15 protein-coding genes and 3 pseudogenes are annotated in these 18,854 nt (G+C 59.2%); 8 read left to right on the forward strand and 10 right to left on the reverse strand.

Annotation, left to right across the window (positions count from 1 at the left end; genetic code table 11):
• A pseudogene (locus tag AACY11_RS27260) lies at nt 1-221 on the reverse strand (type VI secretion system tip protein VgrG); the annotation flags it as partial.
• A 578-nt stretch (nt 222-799) separates the two neighbouring features.
• Here AACY11_RS27260 and AACY11_RS27265 point away from each other — a divergent pair.
• Nucleotides 800-1,169: pseudogene (locus tag AACY11_RS27265) on the forward strand (DUF6124 family protein).
• 93 nt (nt 1,170-1,262) lie between these two features.
• Here the strand turns inward: AACY11_RS27265 and AACY11_RS27270 are convergent.
• The 3 genes and pseudogenes from AACY11_RS27270 to AACY11_RS28545 form a co-directional block, all read right to left on the reverse strand.
• A complete protein-coding gene (locus tag AACY11_RS27270) occupies nt 1,263-1,862 on the reverse strand; it encodes a flavin reductase family protein (protein ID WP_339434196.1) in 600 nt (199 codons plus the stop codon).
• A gap of 174 nt (nt 1,863-2,036) precedes the next feature.
• A complete protein-coding gene (locus tag AACY11_RS28540; protein WP_401162350.1) occupies nt 2,037-2,645 on the reverse strand; it encodes a methyl-accepting chemotaxis protein in 609 nt (202 codons plus the stop codon).
• A pseudogene (locus tag AACY11_RS28545) lies at nt 2,625-3,353 on the reverse strand (PAS domain-containing protein); the annotation flags it as partial. The gene AACY11_RS28540 and the pseudogene AACY11_RS28545, both read right to left, overlap by 21 nt.
• 375 nt (nt 3,354-3,728) lie before the next feature.
• On the opposite strand from AACY11_RS28545, the gene acpA reads away from it, so the two are divergent.
• The 3 genes from acpA to AACY11_RS27290 all read left to right on the forward strand — a co-directional run bounded on the left by acpA (nt 3,729) and on the right by AACY11_RS27290 (nt 7,424).
• Nucleotides 3,729-5,429, forward strand: coding sequence for an acid phosphatase (gene acpA, locus AACY11_RS27280; protein WP_339496179.1), 1,701 nt, complete (start codon nt 3,729-3,731; stop codon nt 5,427-5,429).
• 119 nt (nt 5,430-5,548) lie between these two features.
• Nucleotides 5,549-6,718 (forward strand): hypothetical protein, encoded by a 1,170-nt coding sequence (locus tag AACY11_RS27285; RefSeq protein WP_339434199.1) that lies wholly within the window; start codon nt 5,549-5,551, stop codon nt 6,716-6,718.
• 181 nt (nt 6,719-6,899) lie between these two features.
• Complete coding sequence (locus AACY11_RS27290) at nt 6,900-7,424, forward strand: lysine methyltransferase (protein WP_339434200.1); 525 nt, start codon at nt 6,900-6,902, stop codon at nt 7,422-7,424.
• 8 nt (nt 7,425-7,432) lie between these two features.
• On the opposite strand, the gene can is transcribed toward AACY11_RS27290, so the two are convergent.
• A complete protein-coding gene (gene can, locus AACY11_RS27295) occupies nt 7,433-8,077 on the reverse strand; it encodes a carbonate dehydratase (RefSeq protein WP_221731587.1) in 645 nt (214 codons plus the stop codon).
• A gap of 151 nt (nt 8,078-8,228) precedes the next feature.
• Here can and AACY11_RS27300 point away from each other — a divergent pair, with 151 nt between their 5' ends.
• Complete coding sequence (locus AACY11_RS27300) at nt 8,229-8,633, forward strand: serine kinase/phosphatase (RefSeq protein WP_339496180.1); 405 nt, start codon at nt 8,229-8,231, stop codon at nt 8,631-8,633.
• Between the two features lie 101 nt (nt 8,634-8,734).
• Here AACY11_RS27300 and rimI read toward each other — a convergent pair whose 3' ends face one another.
• On the reverse strand, nt 8,735-9,187 hold the full coding sequence (gene rimI, locus AACY11_RS27305; RefSeq protein WP_339434202.1) for a ribosomal protein S18-alanine N-acetyltransferase: 453 nt from the start codon (nt 9,185-9,187) through the stop codon (nt 8,735-8,737).
• Nucleotides 9,180-9,926: an energy transducer TonB gene (locus AACY11_RS27310; RefSeq protein ID WP_339496185.1), complete on the reverse strand. Its 747-nt coding sequence runs from the start codon at nt 9,924-9,926 to the stop codon at nt 9,180-9,182. The genes rimI and AACY11_RS27310 overlap by 8 nt, the downstream gene beginning before the upstream one ends.
• 233 nt (nt 9,927-10,159) lie before the next feature.
• Between AACY11_RS27310 and mksB the strand changes: the two genes are divergently transcribed.
• The 3 genes from mksB to mksF are packed head-to-tail and all read left to right on the forward strand — an operon-like array spanning nt 10,160 to nt 14,965.
• Nucleotides 10,160-11,437 carry an Mks condensin complex protein MksB gene (gene mksB, locus AACY11_RS27315; protein WP_339434203.1) on the forward strand — a complete coding sequence of 426 codons (1,278 nt, stop codon included), beginning with the start codon at nt 10,160-10,162 and terminating at the stop codon, nt 11,435-11,437.
• Nucleotides 11,427-12,128: an Mks condensin complex protein MksE gene (mksE, locus tag AACY11_RS27320; protein WP_221731591.1), complete on the forward strand. Its 702-nt coding sequence runs from the start codon at nt 11,427-11,429 to the stop codon at nt 12,126-12,128. The genes mksB and mksE overlap by 11 nt, the downstream gene beginning before the upstream one ends.
• Complete coding sequence (gene mksF / locus AACY11_RS27325; RefSeq protein WP_339496182.1) at nt 12,125-14,965, forward strand: Mks condensin complex protein MksF; 2,841 nt, start codon at nt 12,125-12,127, stop codon at nt 14,963-14,965. The genes mksE and mksF overlap by 4 nt, the downstream gene beginning before the upstream one ends.
• A 112-nt stretch (nt 14,966-15,077) precedes the next feature.
• Here the strand turns inward: mksF and AACY11_RS27330 are convergent, their stop codons facing one another.
• From AACY11_RS27330 to AACY11_RS27340, 3 genes are read right to left on the reverse strand one after another with little or no spacing between them, the layout of a single operon-like run.
• A complete protein-coding gene (locus AACY11_RS27330; protein ID WP_339496184.1) occupies nt 15,078-17,381 on the reverse strand; it encodes a PqiB family protein in 2,304 nt (767 codons plus the stop codon).
• A complete protein-coding gene (locus AACY11_RS27335; protein WP_339434206.1) occupies nt 17,374-17,997 on the reverse strand; it encodes a paraquat-inducible protein A in 624 nt (207 codons plus the stop codon). Before AACY11_RS27335 ends, AACY11_RS27330 begins: the two co-directional genes overlap by 8 nt.
• Nucleotides 17,984-18,643 (reverse strand): paraquat-inducible protein A, encoded by a 660-nt coding sequence (locus tag AACY11_RS27340; RefSeq protein WP_339434207.1) that lies wholly within the window; start codon nt 18,641-18,643, stop codon nt 17,984-17,986. The genes AACY11_RS27335 and AACY11_RS27340 overlap by 14 nt, the downstream gene beginning before the upstream one ends.
• Nucleotides 18,644-18,854 lie beyond the last annotated feature (211 nt).

The raw sequence follows: 18,854 nt of genomic DNA on the forward strand, positions 1-18,854 counted from the left end.
ATGCGCCCGTGAATGCCTTCGCCGTTATGGCCAAATTGCAGAAACGCCGGTTGGCTGAGCAAGCTCTCCAGATCGAAATCCGGGTGCTCGCTGACCAGTTCAATGTGGATGTTGTAAAGGTTGCTGACTGCTTCGGTGCCGCTGAAGGCCAGCACCTTGAAGTCGTGACGGATAGCAGGAATCTGCAACGAGAAGTGCGCCGCATTGGCCGGCCGGAACATACGCTTATCCTTAAGCAAAGAGGAAAAGAGCGCGATGTCGAAACCGTCCCTGGTTTGTGCTCGCGAGAACTGGCGGGCACGGTAACAAGGGAGCTGATTATTCTATGTAGGGAGACTCGCCAACACTTGTAGGACGCGTCGCGAATTAGAAAATCCCCCCTCATCGAAGATCAGTGGCGGGTAAATCACTAACTCAAATTCCACGGCAAACAACGCCCGGATTGATGGGCGGCACATTGTGTATTTCAATTCGGGATGTTTAACAACTGAGGGAAAAATACAGAACCGTCCCACAAGGTTTTCAGGTTGTCCGTCGGACGTCCGGTCTTTAGGCTGTGCTCGTCGCTGCCAATTCAGCGACCGGGCCTGGAAATCCGACGACAGTTGTGCGCACCAGCGCCATTCATAACGTATCCTTGCGCGCCCTTATGGTGTGCACTCTGTTATGGCGGCTGTGCGCGGGAGACCTTCGGGTCTGCCGGGTTACTCTGTCCCGGATTTCCAGCCTGCGTACAGCTGCCACCCATTCGCCTGGAAATCGAATGGACCAGCTACAACCGTCACACAGGGTAATAATCATGAAAAAGCCAACACCCAATCCCCCCGAAACAAACACCGACCCAACCTCCCCCTACGCCTCCATCGACAGCAAAAAAACTCCACGAAGCGGCAGACCGCGCCCTCGACCACTACCTCAAACCGACCGCTCACCTCATGGCGTCCAATCGCCCCTACGAACCGATGTACCTCGCCAACCCGGCGTATGACACCGAGTCCCTGCTGGCCAATGCCAGCGAAACGTTGGGTTCGGTCACCGAGATGCTCAACAACTTCGCCGCCATGCTTGATACCTCACACCGCAAGACCGCGCTGGGCATCGCGCAAATCGTCATGCTGAGTGAGCTGGCGGTGAATCAGGCACTGGATAACGTTCAGCCGACGGCGTAAGTACGGCGGCGCATAAAAAATCCGATGCCCGTACAGGCATCGGATTTTTATTTCTGGCGGCCAAAGGTCAAATAGCAACCACGAAGCGGCCATTCAAACCGAAAGCGTCTTGCCATCCACCGGATCACCAATCGTCAGGAAATGCCCGCCCGCCACATGGTGCAGCGTGCGCAAACCATCCTGCCCGTCGAAATGCCAGCGCCCCTCACTGAACACGCGTTCGTCGGCATGGGCGGCGATGACTTCGGCTAGAAACAAATCGTACTGTTCGTGATTGCGCGGTTCGGGCAACAAGCGGCATTCGAGCCAGGCGACGCAACCGTCGAGCAATGGCGCGTCGACTTGTTCACCACTGAAGGTCTGCAAGCCATACGCCTGAAACTTGTCCTGCCCTTGGTTTTGAGTGATTTCCAGCCCCGACGTGTTACCGACGGTTTGCACAATGTCGGCCTGATTGGCGCACGGCACGTTGAGGACGAAGGTGCCGGAGGCTTCGAGCAATTGACGGGTCCAGGTGGACTTGTCGAGCACGACCGCGACTTTCGGCGGTTCGAAATCCAGCGGCATCGCCCACGCGGCGGCCATGATGTTGCGTTGGCCATCATGGGCTGCGCTGACCAGCACGGTCGGCCCGTGATTGAGCAATCGGTAGGCTTTGTTCAGGGGTACCGGGCGGCGGTGGGCGGCGCTCATGGGGATCTGCTCCGGGGAAAAGGAACAGATTGTAGCGCCAGCGCACAGAAAGCAGTGGCGATGAAACAACATGTGGGAGATTGCTCGCGAAGACGTCAGGCCTGTCGACATCAATACTGAATGTAACGGCCTCTTCGCGAGCAAGCTCGCCCACAGGTGGGAGGGTTAGTCCGATCAGTTGGACAATTGATTGGCAAACTGACCGACCGCATCGACCACTTTCTGCGCGCCGTCCTGGATCTCGACAATCACCGTGCCCGCCTCCGCCGCCAGCGCCAGCCCTTGTTCGGCCTGCAACTTACCGTCGGTCATCAGAGCGACGGCGTTGCGCGCCATGTCCTGGTTCTGCCGTACCACGCCGACGATTTCCTCGGTCGCCTGACTGGTACGTGAAGCCAGTTGTCGCACTTCATCGGCCACCACCGCAAAGCCGCGCCCCTGCTCCCCCGCACGGGCCGCTTCAATGGCGGCGTTGAGTGCCAGCAGGTTGGTCTGTTCGGCAATCCCGCTGATGGTTTTGACGATGGAGCCGATCACTTGCGATTGTTCGTTCAGTGCTTCGATGCCTTCGCTGGCTGTCTGCATGTGCCGCGACAAGTCACGCATCACATTCACCGCTTCGGTCACCACGGTGGTGCCACGCTGCGCAGTGCTGTCGGTTTGTTGCGAGGTGCTGTAGGCAATGCTGGCGGCGTCGGCGACGGCTTGTTCGCGGTTGACCTGCTCAGTGATCACCGTGGCGAATTTCACCACTTTGTACAGTTTGTTGTTGGCATCGACCACCGGGTTGTAGGAAGCCTCCAGCCAAACCGTACGACCATGGCTGTCGACCCGTTTGAAACGTTTGGCGACAAACTCACCGCTGTTCAGGCGATGCCAGAAGTTCTGATATTCGGCGCTGTTGTATTCCTCCGGAGTACAGAACATGCGGTGATGCTTGCCTTTGATCTGCGCCAGGCTGTAACCCATGCTGCTGAGGAAGCGCTCGTTGGCATTGAGTACGTTACCGTTGAGATCAAACTCGATCAGTGCCGTGGAACGTACCAGTGCGCCGATCAGGTTTTCGTGCTCGCGGGACGCTTCAATGGTGCGGGTCAGGTCGCTGGAGTAGATCGAGATGTGCCGGATCCGCCCATCGGAGGAGCGCACAGGCTGCACGATCGAACGCAACCAGGCCTCGTTGCCATTGCCACGCAACAGGCGCACGGCACCGGCGAAATGCTCGCCACGGGCCATGGCGTTCTTGAAGCGCTGGTGGAATTCGTCGGATTTGACGTGAGCCGGTACGATGTCTTCAATCGCGCGGCCAATCAGGTCGTGGCTCTTGTAGAGCATCTCATTGAGGAAGTTCTGGTTGACCGATTGAATCCGTCCGTCCGGTTCAAGGGTCAGCACCAGCATCTCGCTATCCAGACTTTCCTTCACTTGCTTAAGGCTGGAGAGTTCTTCACGAAGAGCAGCCAGCTCTTGCTTCAAGCGTTTGTTGAACATGGAAAGCACCGATGGATAGGTTGAGAGGCGGTGTACAGCCTAACCATCGGCCTTGGAACGCTTTTCTGAAGAGCGCTTGAGACTGCCCAGTCAAAAATACTTCATGCACGCCGAATCAGGCATTTCCCGCCACCTGACATTGGTCCGTGCGCGGCACCCCTGATGCCTAAATACGCAGCGCTCAAAACGCTTTCCGCGCCCAATACCGCGCAGAACATGACGCAGATCGGCATCAGACCGACCAACCACGATCAGCAGGCACGGTAGCGCCATCATCAGTTTCTCAGCGACCTCCAGGTCGTAACCCAACCGTCACATCCGCTTGCTAGCGTCCGGCAGAAACATACTGAAACATTTAAGCAAAACGGGCGCGATATGAACGACGAGACAAACGACAAAGACCCCTCCTCGCCAGAATCCGACAATCCCACCGACACCAGTCGCCGCCGCTTTCTCGGCGGCGTCGCGGTGCTGGGCGTTGGCGCAACACTGGCCGGGTGCAGTCATGCCGGCGATCAGCCTGGCAAACCGGCCGAACGCCCACTGTCCCCGGCTGAACTGGACAAGGCCCTGCGCGATCAAGTGAAAACAGTCGTGGTCATCTACGCCGAGAACCGTAGTTTCAATAACCTGTTCAGCGATTTTCCCGGCGTGGAAAAACCGATGTCAGCGCTCAAGCCTGCCGATTATCAACAACGCGACCGCGACGGCAGTCTGCTGCAAACCCTGCCCCAGGTCTGGGGTGGCGTGTTGCAGGTCGGCCCGCAAACGCTGGATGGCGTGACCTACCCCAGCGCCACGCAGTTTCAGCAAAACCTGCCCAACGCACCGTTCGCCCTCAAAGGCCCGAACGGCGAGGACTTGCCGTTCGGGCTGGTGACTCGCGACTTGTGGCATGTGTTTTATCAGAACCAGATGCAGATCAACGGCGGCAAGAACGACGGTTTTGTGGCGTGGGCCGACTCCGGTGGCTTGACCATGGGCCACTATGCCCAAAGCCGTTATTCCCTGCGTCTGTGGGACGTCGCGCAGGAATTCGTGCTGTGCGACAACTTCTTTCAGGGTGCCTTCGGTGGTTCGTTCCTCAACCACCAGTATCTGATCAGCGCCACCGCACCGTTCTATCCGGACGCGGCCCACTCGGTGGCCAAGAGCCAAATCGCCGCCCTGCAAAGCGACGATCCGGCCGATCCGCGTCTCAAGCCGCTGGAGCAATCACCGGCCAGCGCCATGACCGGGCCACCGCAGTTCGGCCCGAGCGCATTGACGCCGGACGGTTTTGGCGTCAATACGCTTGCCCCGCCCTATTGGCCAACGTGGATTCGCGACCCGGAGCGCCCAGCGTACGCAAAAGCGGATCTGCCAAACGTCATGGTGCCCCAGACCCACGAACACATCGGCGACAAACTGTCGAAAAAGAACGTCGACTGGGCCTGGTACGCCGGGGCATGGCAGGCGACGCTGGAGCAATACAAGGACTCCGGTGGCATTCCAAAAATCCCCAACTTTCAGTATCACCACCAGCCGTTCAACTACTTCAAGCAGCAAGGCCCGCAAAACCCGGACGAGCGCAACAAACGCTTGCGCGATGCCGGTTTGGGCGACGAGTCGAGTACCAACAAGTTCTTCGCCGACGCCGAGGCCGGCAAGTTGCCGGCGGTGAGTTTCTATAAACCTCAAGGCAACCTGAACATGCACGCCGGTTATGCCGACGTGGCGTCCGGTGACCGGCACATCGTGCGTGCCCTGAAAGTGCTTCGCCAAAGCCCCCAGTGGAAAAACATGGTGGTTATCGTCACCGTCGATGAAAACGGTGGCTGGTGGGATCACGTTGCGCCGCCCAAGGGCGACCGCTGGGGGCCAGGTTCGCGGGTCCCCGCCCTCGTGGTGTCGCCGTTCGCGCGCAAGGGCACGGTGGATCACACGGTCTATGACACGGCGTCGATCCTGCGGCTGATCACCCGCGTCTTCCAACTGGAAACGCTCGACGGCCTCAAACAGCGTGACGACGCGATGATCGCCCGCGGTCAGGAACCCATGGGCGATTTGACCAACGCCCTGCACTTTCAGGCCTGAGTGCCAGTCCTGCAACACGCTGCAAAAAACTGCGGATGACGGCTTCTCTACATCACGCGACTGATCCAATATGAGGCGCCCCCGACTCTCGGGGAAACCACGCTGAAAAGGATCTGAGCATGTTCAAACTCGCAGGACTCACCCTCGCCGCGCTCACGCTGAGCGCGGCGGCCCACGCCGATGCCGACCTGAAACTGGGCAGCACCGAGCGCGTTACCCGCCTCTTCGCCTACCCCAACAATTGCAGCGTGATCTGCTTTCGCAATTGGTCGCTGGAGCAGACTGTCGCCCACTATTTGAGCCAAAGCGTGCAACGCGACGGTTATACCGATGCAAAAGTCTTGGTCAAAACCGATAACGGCCAGCTCTACGCCGAAATCACTGGGGTGCCAAAAGACTACGATAAACCGCTGTCAGCGCTGCTCGATGCTGGCGATCTGGCCTATACCGGCGCCAGCAAGCTCAACGCAGACGGCAAATGGGCCTATAGCTGGTACCTGTTCCTGCCGCTGGGCATGGCCCTGGAAAATCGCAAAAGTGTCGAGCTGCTGCACTTCCCGCCGGATTATTCACTGACTCAGGCACAGGACTATCTGCGCTCGAACACCACCGACCGCTGGGCAACGCTGTTGACGGTCAATGGCATTCCCGCCGATCAGACGCCGGCCTACCAGACCATCATCGACATCGCCCCGATCGCAGCGCCGTCCAACGCTGGCAGTGACCTGGAAGGCGTGTATGACTACTTCAAGGACTACCAGACCACACTGGTCAAGCAGTTCAGTCAGACCGCCAGCGGCACAACGCTGCCGATGGTCGCTTTCGGCGCTCCGGTGCGCAACTGGATCAAGCAGCAGTATGGGCCGACAGTTGGCGTGCTGGGGCTGGCGACCATCACCCCGAGCGCAGGCGTGAATGTGCCAGTGCTCGGTTCGAACCACCCGAGTTACATCTGGTACGCCGCCGATCCCAAGAGCTATACCGGCGATGATGCACAAGCCAAGGCTGACGCAGCAGGCCTTAAAGTCATGGGACAGGATTTGAGCGCCGCCTGCTGGCAGGCCGGGATGGGTAGCAAACCGGGGAGTAATCCACAGACCTTACTCAACAGTTGCACCCAGACCTGGCAGGTGACGCAGAAAGTCAAAACCTGCGAGTTGTTCTACACCTCGATCCGCGACATGACGCCGGAACAAGCCACTGCCCAGTGCGCTACCCCGCCGATCAAGGCGCAACTGCAACAGCTTAAAACCCCGCCTGCCGCCACCGTCCCCGCTCCGCACCTGTAACCACGCCCGTGCCATTCCCGCGTCAGTGATGACTGACGCGGGAAAGCGTCTTTATCGCCTGTCATATCTGACAGTAGACGGGCTATACCTTTCAAGACAAGATTGGATCCAAATAGCCATGATGCTGAGCCGGCAGGACGCCGGTGCAAGGGAGTCGCAATTTTTTCGGTCAAGGATGGTTATGAACACTCAAGCCCGCGCAAAATCCCGCCCACCTGATACCGAAGGCATCTACCCGTTTGCCGGGCTGCCCGTGCGTCTGGGTTTTCCATCCAGCGCCGACTACACCATCGTCCACGATGAACACGGCACGCCCACGGCAGTCGTCGCACGCCGTGAATTCATGCGTATCAGCCGAATGTGCCGGGTCTCGGGGCAATTGCTGCCCTACCGCTGCCGGCAAACCCGCCAACTGATGGAGGGCATCCACATTTACGACCCGCGCTTTTGCGGGCTACTGGAACACTCTTGCGACCCGAACGTGTTTCTGGACATGACTGAGTTATGGCTGTGGGCATTGAAAGATATCCACAGCGGCGAGCGGCTGACCATGGACCACGCCGCCACGGAAGACACACTGCCGCGCCAGTTCGCCTGCCACTGTGGTTCCCCACGTTGTCGCGGCTGGATCACGGGTTACAACGAACCACCCAACCGCGAAGGCCAGCACTTTTTGCAGCGCTGGCGAAATGCCCGCTCACGTTGATCAGCCGATTACAACGCGCCGATCGGACGTAAACGGTACTGCGGCGGCAACTGCTCGAAACCACTGATGGTCGTGTCCAGGCTTTTCCAGCGACCGTCCTTGATGCCGTAGATGCAACCGTGGATCGACAGGCTCTGCCCGCGATGCCAGGCATTCTGGACAATGCTGGTATGGCCGACGTTGGCGACTTGCTGGATCACGTTGAGTTCGCACAGGCGATCGACGCGCTCTTCTTCGGTCGGCAGTTTCGCCAGCTCATCGCGCTTGTCGTAATACAGGTCGCGAATCGAACGCAGCCAGCCATCGATCAGGCCGAGCTGGCCATCCTGCATCGACGCCCGCACACCGCCGCAGCCGTAGTGGCCGGTGACAAGGATGTGTTTGACCTTGAGCACGTCGACCGCGTACTGGATCACCGACAGACAGTTGAGATCGGTGTGCAGCACCACGTTGGCCACGTTGCGGTGAACGAACAGGTCCCCCGGCAGCATGCCGACGATTTCATTGGCCGGTACTCGTGCGTCGGAGCAGCCGATCCAAAGATATTCAGGCGTTTGCTGGCGCGCCAGTTTGGCGAAGAAATCCGGGTCTTCCTTGGTGATCGCGTCAGCCCAACGCTCGTTGTTATCAATCAGATTCTGTAAGTCGTGCATGCTGTAAGGCCTCAAGAAAGATGCGCAGGTATGACAGACGACCGTCCGTCGAGGTCACGGATACGCGATAGATAACGCGGGAGTATTTTCTTGGAATTTCTCCCGTGCCCGGTGTGTCCACCCAGTAAGGCCCACAGTATGAGGAATTGCCATGACTGATTCACGACGCCCTTTTGACGCGGTGCAACCGGAACCCATCGATGATAACGAAGACCGCATGGGTTCGGTGCATGAACTGGATTTCGACGACGAGCAGCCCAGCGCGAAGATTGGTGAGGCTTTGCCCGAGCGCGAACGCCAGCAACTGATACCAGAGGACCGCGTGCGTGAAGCCGGTATGACGGGCGCTTCAGTCGCTGATCATGAACCGACAGACGATGACATGAGCCCGGAAACACTCATCCACGAGGACGGGGCCCGGGACGCCGACGAAATGGGCGAGGATCATCAGGCTGACTGGGATTTGAGCGTCGTTGATGAGGACGATATCGGTGGCGGCAATGGCCTGGATGAGGCGGAACTGGCGCGGCGTGATCCGCTGGACGGCAACCGCTGATCGGTGGCGTCTGACAGAACGCCTTCGCGAGCAAGCCCGCTCCCACACTCAAATGCTTATTCCTGTGGGAGCGGGCTTGCTCGCGAAGCTTTTAAAAAAGATCAGTCAACCAGAGTGCAGGCCATGACCACAGCATCTTCACGCCCGCCCACCGCCGGGTAGTAATCCCGACGCCGGCCAATCTCATTGAAGCCATAGCGCTCATACAGCCTGAACGCCGACCGATTACTGTCGCGCACTTCCAGGAAGCATTCTCGGGCAGACGCCGCATACGCCCGCGACATCAGGTACTCAAGCAACGCAAGGCCCAGCCCGCGGCCCTGATTCTCCGGTTTGACCGTGATGTTCAGCAGATGCGCCTCATCCAGAATGATCTGCACCACCCCATGACCGACCTGTTGCTGACCTTCGAACATCAGCCAGATCTGGTATTTGCCCAGGCCATCGAGAAAAATCCCGCGGGTCCACGGATGGCTGTAGGCCGCGAACTCTATCTTCAGCACAGCATCCAGGTCCGCCTCGATCATCGGGCGGAACGTTACAGCGTCACTCATTCGATTCTTTCCAGCGCGCCATCAGCCGACGCATGGCTTGCCAAACAGCGGCCTTGCGCTGTGGCTCTTCCATTAATAATTCCAGACCCGGGATGGCCCAGGCCGAGCCCAGACCTTCGATCTGCAATTCACGATTGAACGCTTCGGCGTCCGCTTCACCGGCAAAACGCACCGCCGGCAGGCCGATCAGCCACAGGCAGGCACACGGCGCTGCTTCCATTTGCACCGAGAGGAAACCCTGCACAAAGTCACGCGCCGCGTCCGGGCCCTGATCCAGGGTGCCGCGGTTCAACCACGGCCAGCGTACCGGCTCGCCGACGATCTGCGGCGCATCCGGCAGCCCGGCAGCGCGCAGCATGTCTTTAAGCAGCAGATACGCAGGGTCGCGACTCTGGAACGGCTCCCCTGTGGGTAACTCCACCAACAGCAGGCAGCGACCGGCACGCAGCAATTGCAGGGCGAAACGCGGTGGCGGAACCGGCGCCGGTTTGGCGACCACCGGGGTGTCGTCGACCTCTTCCACCGGTTTGGCATTGGTTCGGGTGCTCGCCAGTGAAGGGCGCGGCACTTCGATTTTCGGCCGTTCGGTGGGGCGCAAGGCCGGTTGCACCGGGACTTCGGCCTCTGGAGCCAGCACCACCGGCACCTCAATCTCAGGCTCGGGCATGTCCAGCAGCTCGGGCCGCGAGGGGGCGGCGAAAGGCAGTTCGGTGCGCGGCAGCCAGTTGACCACCTGCATGGCGTTCAAATAGGCGCGGCGGCGGGACTCGATAAGCAAGGGTCGGCCACTTGTGGATAACTGAAAGTGTGCCGATTCTACCGCCCTTCGCTCAAGATCGCTTGCTGTTGATCGATAGCCTTGGCCTGAGCTCTTTACCTTCGAAAATGCGACAGCCCGTCCCGAGAGTGAATCGCATCCTTCGTGATGCAGTACAATCGCGGCTTTTAATCGCCAACCAGCCGGCCATTCCGATGATCGAACCCAAGCGCGTCTTGCGCGCCCTCGCTGAACACTGGGCACTTCTGGAGCCACTGTGCGAGCACTTCGACCAAGGCACCCTGAGCCTCAACGAACTGCGCACGCAACTGGCCGCCCAACAACTGGACAGCACGCCGCAGGACATTACCAGCCTGCTCGACGTGTGGATTCGCCTCGACATTCTGGTGCCTGTGGCGAAAAGCCCGAATCGTTTCGAGCTCAACGCACAGATTCACGACTTTCTCGCCTACCTGCGCCGTGAGCACCGTCTGGGCCTGTGCCTGGAGATCGAAGCCTATCTGCGTCACCTCGAACGTCTGGCCGGTTACATTCAGGACGCGTTCGACATCCGTGATGGCAACGACCTCGCCCGCCAATTGCGCTTGCTCGACATGCGCGTGCGCGACGTCCTGAAAAAACTCGATAACGACGAGCAAGCGCTGGTGGCCGTGGCCGAACGAGCCAAAACCAGCGATCGTCAGATTCCGTTGCGTCAGCGTTATGCCGAAGTGTTGGCAACGTGGGACGAATACGTCGAGCCGATGATCGACCTGGTGAACGCCGACGGCGCCTTCGAACAAGGCGTGCGCAAGGTCGAAACCGTGTTGCTGAAGATGCTCAGCGAGCAACAGCGCCTCGGCCATCTGGTCGACGACGATATGCTGCTGCGCACCCACGCGCGCATCCTCGAAATGCAGACCAGCGCCCAGTTGACCCTGCGTCATGCCCGGGAACTGCTGCTGCCGTTGCGTGAAGAAGCCCGTCGTCATAACGCCGTGACCCGTGGTGCCGCGCTGGCCCTGGCGGCCATTCGCCGTAAAGGCATCGACGCTGTGCCACAAGCCGCCATGCCGCTGTTTACTCGCCCGCAAAGCACCTTCCTCGGCAGCGCCAGTCAGGTCGAAGCCTACGTCTATGCGTTGGCGCGTTTCGAGCCAAAACCGGCGCGTTTCCCCAAGGCACACAAGACCCAGAAAGGCGAAGCCCCACGCGCGCCCCGCACCGTGCGCGAGATGGTCGACCGCTGCGAAGAAGCCTTGCCGATGCCGGATCTGATGACCTGGCTGCTGGAGCAGGAGCCGGACGGCGCCACCGACGAATTGCTCTACTGGTTCTCGCGTCTGTCGCGGGAAAAACGCTTCAAGCGCGAGCGTCTGGAACGCCGCGAATACCACACTCACGAGCACCAGGTCAGCCTGCGCTCCTTCGCCCTGCTCTCGGCCCGCGACCCCGCCGCCGAGGATTCTGCGAGCATCCCCAATGCATCTTGATCTCTCCGAACTGTCCCAACTGGCGCCGATCTTCCGCGAACTGTTCAAGGGCTACCACGTCAGCCGCCGCGACCCGGAACTGTACGCACAACTGTCGAACTTCCAGGACCAGTACCGCACGCTGTTCAAGGCGCTGGGCTTTGAACTGGTCTGCGACACCCGTGGTTTCTACTACTTTGTGCCGGACATGGCGGCAGCGGCGGTGAACAAGACGGCTCAGCGTCTGGCGCTGTTCACCTTCATCCTCGTCGAGCATCTGGCCGATCAGGGCCGAGATCCGATCGCCGTGCTCGACGGCGGCAGCCTCGGCCGCGAAGAGCTGCCGTCGCTGCTGGAAAAATACCGCGACCTGTTCATTCAGGCTGAAGTGCAGACGGTTGAAGAGCTGGAAGAAAAAATCATGCGCCGCATGACTCAGCTCGGTTTCGCCGGCGAAGAAAACGGCGTCTATCGCTTCCTGCCACCGATGCACCGGTTCCTCGATGTGTGCCTGTCGGTGCAGCAAGACCGCGATCTGGCGGCCAGCGTACACAGCGTATTGCCGCTGCCAGCGCCGGTGCTGATCGACGAAGCCGCCGAAGCCAAACTGCTGGAAACCGACGACCCGCTCGATCTCAGCGAATTTGACGAAGAAAGCGAAGAAGACGCACTGGCCCGTGCCATTGCCGAAGAACAGGAGTCCGACGCATGAGCCAGGAACGCTACGGCATCCGCCGCTTTGCCCTTTTGAACACCGCCGGTTACAGCCTCGGCCTGTTTCCGCTGGAAGAACCGCTGTCGGTCTATGGCGCGAACAACCTCGGTAAATCCGCGTCGATCAACGCCTTGCAGTTCCCGATTCTGGCGCGCATGTCGGACATGAGTTTCGGCAAGTACAGCCTGGAGCAATCGCGCCGCTTCTACTTCGCCTCTGACACCAGCTACATCCTCGTCGAAGTGAACCTGCCCCACGGCCCACACGTCATCGGCGTCGTCGGTCGTGGCCCGGGCGGCGGTTTCGGTCATCAGTTCTTTGCCTACGCCGGCAAGCTCGATCTGGCCCATTACCAGAAAGACGACACCTGCCTGCGCCAGAAGGAGCTGTTCAGCAACCTTGAGCGCGAGGGCCTGAAAGCCTACGAACTCAAACCCGATGAACTGCGCCGCTTGCTGGTCGGCGGTCACACGTCGATCCCGCTGGACCTGACCCTGATCCCGCTGCGTTCCACCAGCGAGCAGAGCCTGAAGACCTTCCGCGCCCTGTTCATCAACTTGCTGCACATGCGCGAAATCACGGCAGCCAAACTCAAGCAACTGTTCCTCGACGCGTTTGAACACAGCCTGCGTTCCGGCAGCGTCGATTACATCGCGGCGTGCGAAGAAGCGTTCCGCGATGTACGCCGCATGGAACAGGACTACAACTCGCTGGTCGCCGCCGGCCCGCTGGTTGAGGCCCTGGCCAACGGCGTGAAACAGCGCGACGTGCTGCGCGGCAAACTGCATCGCCTGTCGCCGCTGCTCGATTCGTTGCTCGGCACCTGGTCGGACTACGCCAGTGCGCGCAAAGAAGAACTGACTATTCAGGCCGACCACTACCGTGGCGAGCAGGACAGCCTGCAAAACGATCAGCGCGGCGGCACCCAGGAGCTGATGCGTCTGGAACGGGAGATTTCCGGCATCCAGCGCTGGCTCGGCGAGCTGTCGGTGCTCAAGAATCGCTTTGCCCTGGTCGACGACGTCAAAGTGCTGGAGCAGCAACTGCTCGCGGCCAAAGACGCTCACGATGAACTCGCCGGAGCCTTGGCGCAATCGCGTCAGTTCAGTGCCGAGGATCTGGAAGAGCGTCTGCGCGATCTGGAAAAACGCCTGAAGTCGGTGAAGCAGCAACTCGATCACGCCGACAACAACAGCTATGCGCGCCTGCGCGAAGAATTCTCGCAGCAGGACGTCGAGCGCTTGATGCGCCTGTTCAACAGCGCACTGTTCAGCCTGCCGCTGGGCGAACACGGCATCACCCTCGACGAGGAAGGCGAGTGGGTCAAATCGGTTGAGCTGATCCTTGATGGCTTCAAGGGCGAGCGTTTCGAAGTGCCGGGGCTGTCGATCGACATCTCGCACATCGAGCCACCGGCCCTGCAGGCACTGGCCGACCGTGCCGCGCTGCGCGATCAGAAAGAGCGTCTGGAAAAAGAGCTCAAGCAACTCAAGACTCAACAGGCTGTAGCCGCCGACCGCGCCGCGAGCAAGACCCAGACCGAAGCGCTGTACCAGCAAGTGCTGGACGCGCAGAAAGCCCTGGAAGACTTCCGTCGCACTCAGACGCTGAGCGCCGAAGAAGGCGACAAGCTCGAACAACTGGCACAGATGGAAGGCGCGCAGGATGAACTGAAGCGCTCCAGCGATGCGTTCACCGAGCGCGTCCAGCAACTGTCGGCCAAGCTGCAATTGGTGGGCCGGCAGATCGCTGACATGGAAGCCAAGCAACGCACCCTCGACGACGCCCTGCGTCGCCGTCAGTTGCTACCGGCGGACTTGCCGTTCGGTACGCCGTTCATGGATCCGGTCGACGATTCGATGGACAACCTGTTGCCGCTGCTCAACGACTATCAGGACAGTTGGCAGGGCCTGCTGCGCGCCGATGGCCAGATCGAAGCGCTGTACGCACAAGTGCGCCTCAAAGGCGTGGCCAAGTTCGACAGCGAAGACGACATGGAACGACGTCTGTCGCTGCTGATCAACGCTTACGCGCACCGTACCGACGAAGCCTTGACCCTGGGCAAGGCCCGTCGCGCGGCGGTCACCGACATCGCCCGGACCCTGCGCAACATCCGCAGCGACTACGACAGCCTCGAACATCAACTGGCACTGTTCAACCGCGAGATCAACAAGCGTCAGGTCTCCAACCTGCAGAGTTTCCGCATTGTGCTGGCGCCGAACAAGGAAGCGCTCAAGCACATCGACCAGATCATCCACAGCGCCGGTCAGTACGAAGAAGGCGAAACCCTGTCGGTGTTCGACTTGAGCCAAAGCGCCGAGCAGGACAACAAGAACGAAGAGGCCAAGGAATACCTGGCGCGGCTGGTGGCGGCGAACCACAACCAGCTCGGCCTCAAGGATTTGTTCGAACTGGCGTTCGAGATCACCAAGGTCAACGGTCAGCCGGTGATCCACACCGACATCGACGGCGCGGCCTCCAACGGCACCACCATGACCATCAAGGCGCTGACCAACATGTACTTGTTGCTGCACTTGATGGATCGTGACCTGGCCGGTCGCGTGCGCCTGCCGTACTACCTCGACGAGGCGGCGGACATCGACGAGAAGAACCAGGCCGCCCTGCTGGAAACCAGTCTGCAACTGGGCTTCGTGCCGATTCTGGCGAGTGTGAAGCCGCAAGTCTGCGCCAGTGTCGCCATCGACCTGGAAGGCGGCAGCGGCCCGGCCGGTATCTACATCGACGAAGCGGACTGGAAGTACATCCGACGTCACGATGTGGTGAAGGCGACCCTCAATGTTGAAGCCGATGAACCGCAGATGGATGCGGTTTGATCGGCCTTAGCACCAGGCAATAAAAAGGGCCGCGATCTGTTTGGATCGCGGCCCTTTTTTATGGCTTGGGGTTTGTAGTGACTGTCAGGCAAGACGCCAGATCAAATCCTGATCACTTACCGAGCGAAATCTTCGGCGCCCAGGTCAGCCACTCATCCTCAAACTTGTCGAACAGCGGGAACGTCTGCTCAGGACGCGCCGGATTGCCCATCCGCTCACCGTCCGGTGTGGCGAAAGCAATCCCGCCCTGAATCACCGTCTCAAGCGACTCCGTGCGTACCGTCACACCTTTGAACAAGCCGATATCGAAGCCCACCCCGCTGGTGTTCCAGAATCGACTGCCGCTGCGCACCAGAGGCGCATACTTTGGCTCAATCAGAATGTGTACCAAGACCCGGTCGGCCGTCTGACCCAGCTCGTAACCCGTGACCTTACCCACAGTGATTTCACGATAGGTCACCGGCACACCAGGCTTGAGTGAACCTCGGCGAGCAGCACTCAACACCAGACTCAGACCCGCCTCTTGCTTGGTCACCTGCGGTGGATCGGCCAGTGCAACGAAGTTTTTCTGCGGGCCAAGGTTCTTCGCGGCCGGTTGCACTTCGATGTATTGGCCCGTGACCAGGGTTTCCAGATTGGATGTTTTGATCAGACCCAGTTCAGGTTTTACCACCCAGAACTGACTACCGACGCGGGCGATCTTCTCTGGCACTTCGGTGATTCGCGCGGTCAGGATAACGGCTTGCAGATCGTCGGTCAGATCAACGCTTTCGATTTTGCCGACATCCAGCCCCTTGAAGCGAACCGGGGTACCACTGCGCAAACCATCAGCGCGCTCGACCTTGATCGTCACCACGGCGCCTTTCTGATTGGCTTCATCATGATTGGCGAACAGACGGAAGCGCGGAATGCGTTTGTGCAACGGCGCTTTGGCCACTGGCGTTTCAAAGGCGATGCCACCGGCCATCAAGCTTTGCAACGATTCACTTTTAACCTGAATCCCCCCGGTCAAGCCGCCCGTCAGCGTAATGCCACTGGCGTTCCAGAACCGGGTCGAGGCGTTGACCAGATTTTCGTACTCCTTCTCGATGTGAACACCGATCACCAGTTGCTTCCTGGTTCTGGAGAACTGATAACTCTGTACTGAACCGACCTTGACCTGTTTATACAGAATCGGGCTACCGACCTCGATCGAGCCCAGGGTATCGGTAAAGAGCACCAAGTGCAGGCCCGGTGAACGCAGATCCAGCGGTGGCGCTTTCGGCCGAGCCTCGAACTCACGTTTCGGTGTACCGCCCTTGTCGCCCGGGCGCACGGCGATGTAGTTACCTTTCACCAGCGCTTCAAGCCCGGTTATACCCGCCAGGGAAATCGACGGTTTAACCACCCAGAATTGAGTGCCCTCCACCAGATAGTCTTCGGCCAGCGGATCCAGCGTCAGCTCCGCGGTGGCACTGGACAGATCCGGGTCGATTTTCAACGCTTTCAGATTGCCAACCTGGATGCCTTTGTACATAACCGGCGTGCGTCCAGCCTGCAGGCCTTCGAAGTCACTGAGTTTGACCTTGACCCGGAGCCCGGCGGCTGCCGCATCGAAATCCTCATAGAGACGGAACGGCAGGCTTGGGTCAGTCGGCGGACTGTCCTTGCGGTTCTCCGGTGTGGCGAAGGCAATACCGCCAGCGACAATGCTGGCCAGCGATTCGCTGCGCACTTTCACCCCAGACAGATTGGCGTCGATGCTGATGCCGCTGGCGTTCCAGAAACGCGTGTGTTTGCGCACCAGTTTGGCGTAAGTCGGCTCGATAAAGACTTTGAGTTCGACGGTACTTTGATCTTCCGAGAGCAGGTAGCTTTTGACCTGACCGACCTTGATCTGCTTATAGAACACTGGGCTGCCGCGGTTCAGCGAACCGAGTCGATCAGCCTTGATGGTCAGATGCAAACCAGGCTTGGCGTCAGACAGCGGAGGCTCTTCGGGCAGCGCCTTGAACTTGCGTTCAGGCTCGCCTTCGCCGGGACTGATCGCGACGTAGTTACCTGAGACCAGCGTTTCCAGGCCGGTGATACCGGCCAGCGTTACGCTCGGCTTGACCAACCAGAAGCGGGTGCTGGTCTTGAGGTATTGCTCAACATCCTTGTTCATCTCGATCGTGGCGATCACGCCTTTGGAGTTGCCTTCATCGTCAAGCTTGAGGGCCTTGACCTTACCAACCGACATGCCTTTGTACATGACCTCGGTCTTGTTGGCCTGGATGCCTTCACCGCTTTCGAAACGCACCTGAATCTCGATGCCGGTTTCGGAGTAGGCACGCCAGCCAAGCCAGCCGCCGATGATCAGGGCAATCAGAGGCAACACCCAAATGGCAGACCAGTTCGAAGCCGGCCGGGTTTTTGCTACAGGCAAATCAGTCATGGTCGTCGTCCGACTCCGTGTTATCCCAAATCAGTCGGGGATCGAAAGTTACTGCAGCAAGCATCGTCAGAATCACCACTGTGGCGAAAGCGATGGCGCCAAGATTGGCTTCGACACTGGCAAGCCGGCCGAAGTTGACGACCGCCACGAGAATGGCGATCACAAAAATATCGAGCATCGACCAGCGGCCAATGAACTCGATGAAACGGTACATCCAGATACGCTGGCGCGCTGACAACGGCTGACGTCGTTGCACCGAAAACAGAAGCAATGCAATGCCGACCAGTTTGAAGGTCGGCACCACAATACTGGCGACGAACACCACCGCAGCGATCGGAATCATTCCGTGCTGCACCAACTGAATCACGCCCGACATGATGGTGCTCGGATCACCCTGCCCCAAAGAACTGACAGTCATGATCGGCAACACATTTGCGGGGATATAGATAATCGCGGCCGTGATCAACAAAGCCCAGGTTCGGGCCAGACTGTTCGGCCGACGAGCATGAACCCGCGCGCCGCAGCGGGTGCAGGTTTGCTCATTGGTGTCCGCCTCTTGCCTGTTCAACTCATGGCATTCGGTGCAAATCAGAATGCCTGCATCAATCGCCCGCATGAGCATCCTCTCCAGATAACGCCTGCCAGATCTGATGCGGTGACATCACCACTTCCAGCCAGACCTGTACCAACAACAAAGCAATGAAACACACCAGGCCGAGGCCAACGGTGATGGCCGCCATATCCGCCAGTTTGACGATCGCCACCAGTACGCCCATGAGGTAAACCTCGAGCATTCCCCAGTCTCTGAGGTGATGATAAATGCGGTAGAGCAGCAAGCCGTAACTGCGACCGACATTGAAGCGGATCGTCAGCAATACCATCAACTGGCACAGTAACTTGAGTAACGGAATTGCCATGCTGCACAGGAAGACAACAATTGATACGCCCTGCATGTCGGTCTCGAACAGACCGACTACGCCACTCCAAACGGTGTCGTTAGACGACTGCCCGAGTAGATTGAGCTGCATGATGGGTAAAAAGTTCGCGGGTATGTAGAGCAACAGTGCAGCGATGACCAAGGCAAGGCTGCGCTGCACCACGTTATGGCGGTGGGCGTATAGCTCGTAACCGCAGCGTGGGCAGAGCGCTTTCTCGCCGTGAGCAAGTCTTGGCTTGCGCATCAGCAGGTCGCACTCGTGACAGGCCACCAAGTCTTCCAGCGGTAAATCTGACAGCCCGCAAGCGTCAACCGACTCTGACATAAAGGCTCTGGCTCCGAAAAAGGTGGGGCTATTCTAGTGTTCTGATATGAAAATAACTGTGCAATTTTGTTCGCTGCCTAAGCAAAAACTTTCCTGCGGGCAAAACAAAACCCCAACTGCTTTCGCAATTGGGGTTTCGGAATTTAATCTTGACGATGACCTACTCTCACATGGGGAAACCCCACACTACCATCGGCGATGCATCGTTTCA

Origin of the sequence: Pseudomonas sp. RA_105y_Pfl2_P56 (assembly GCF_963970845.1) — a bacterium.
Taxonomy (GTDB): domain Bacteria; phylum Pseudomonadota; class Gammaproteobacteria; order Pseudomonadales; family Pseudomonadaceae; genus Aquipseudomonas; species Aquipseudomonas baetica_A.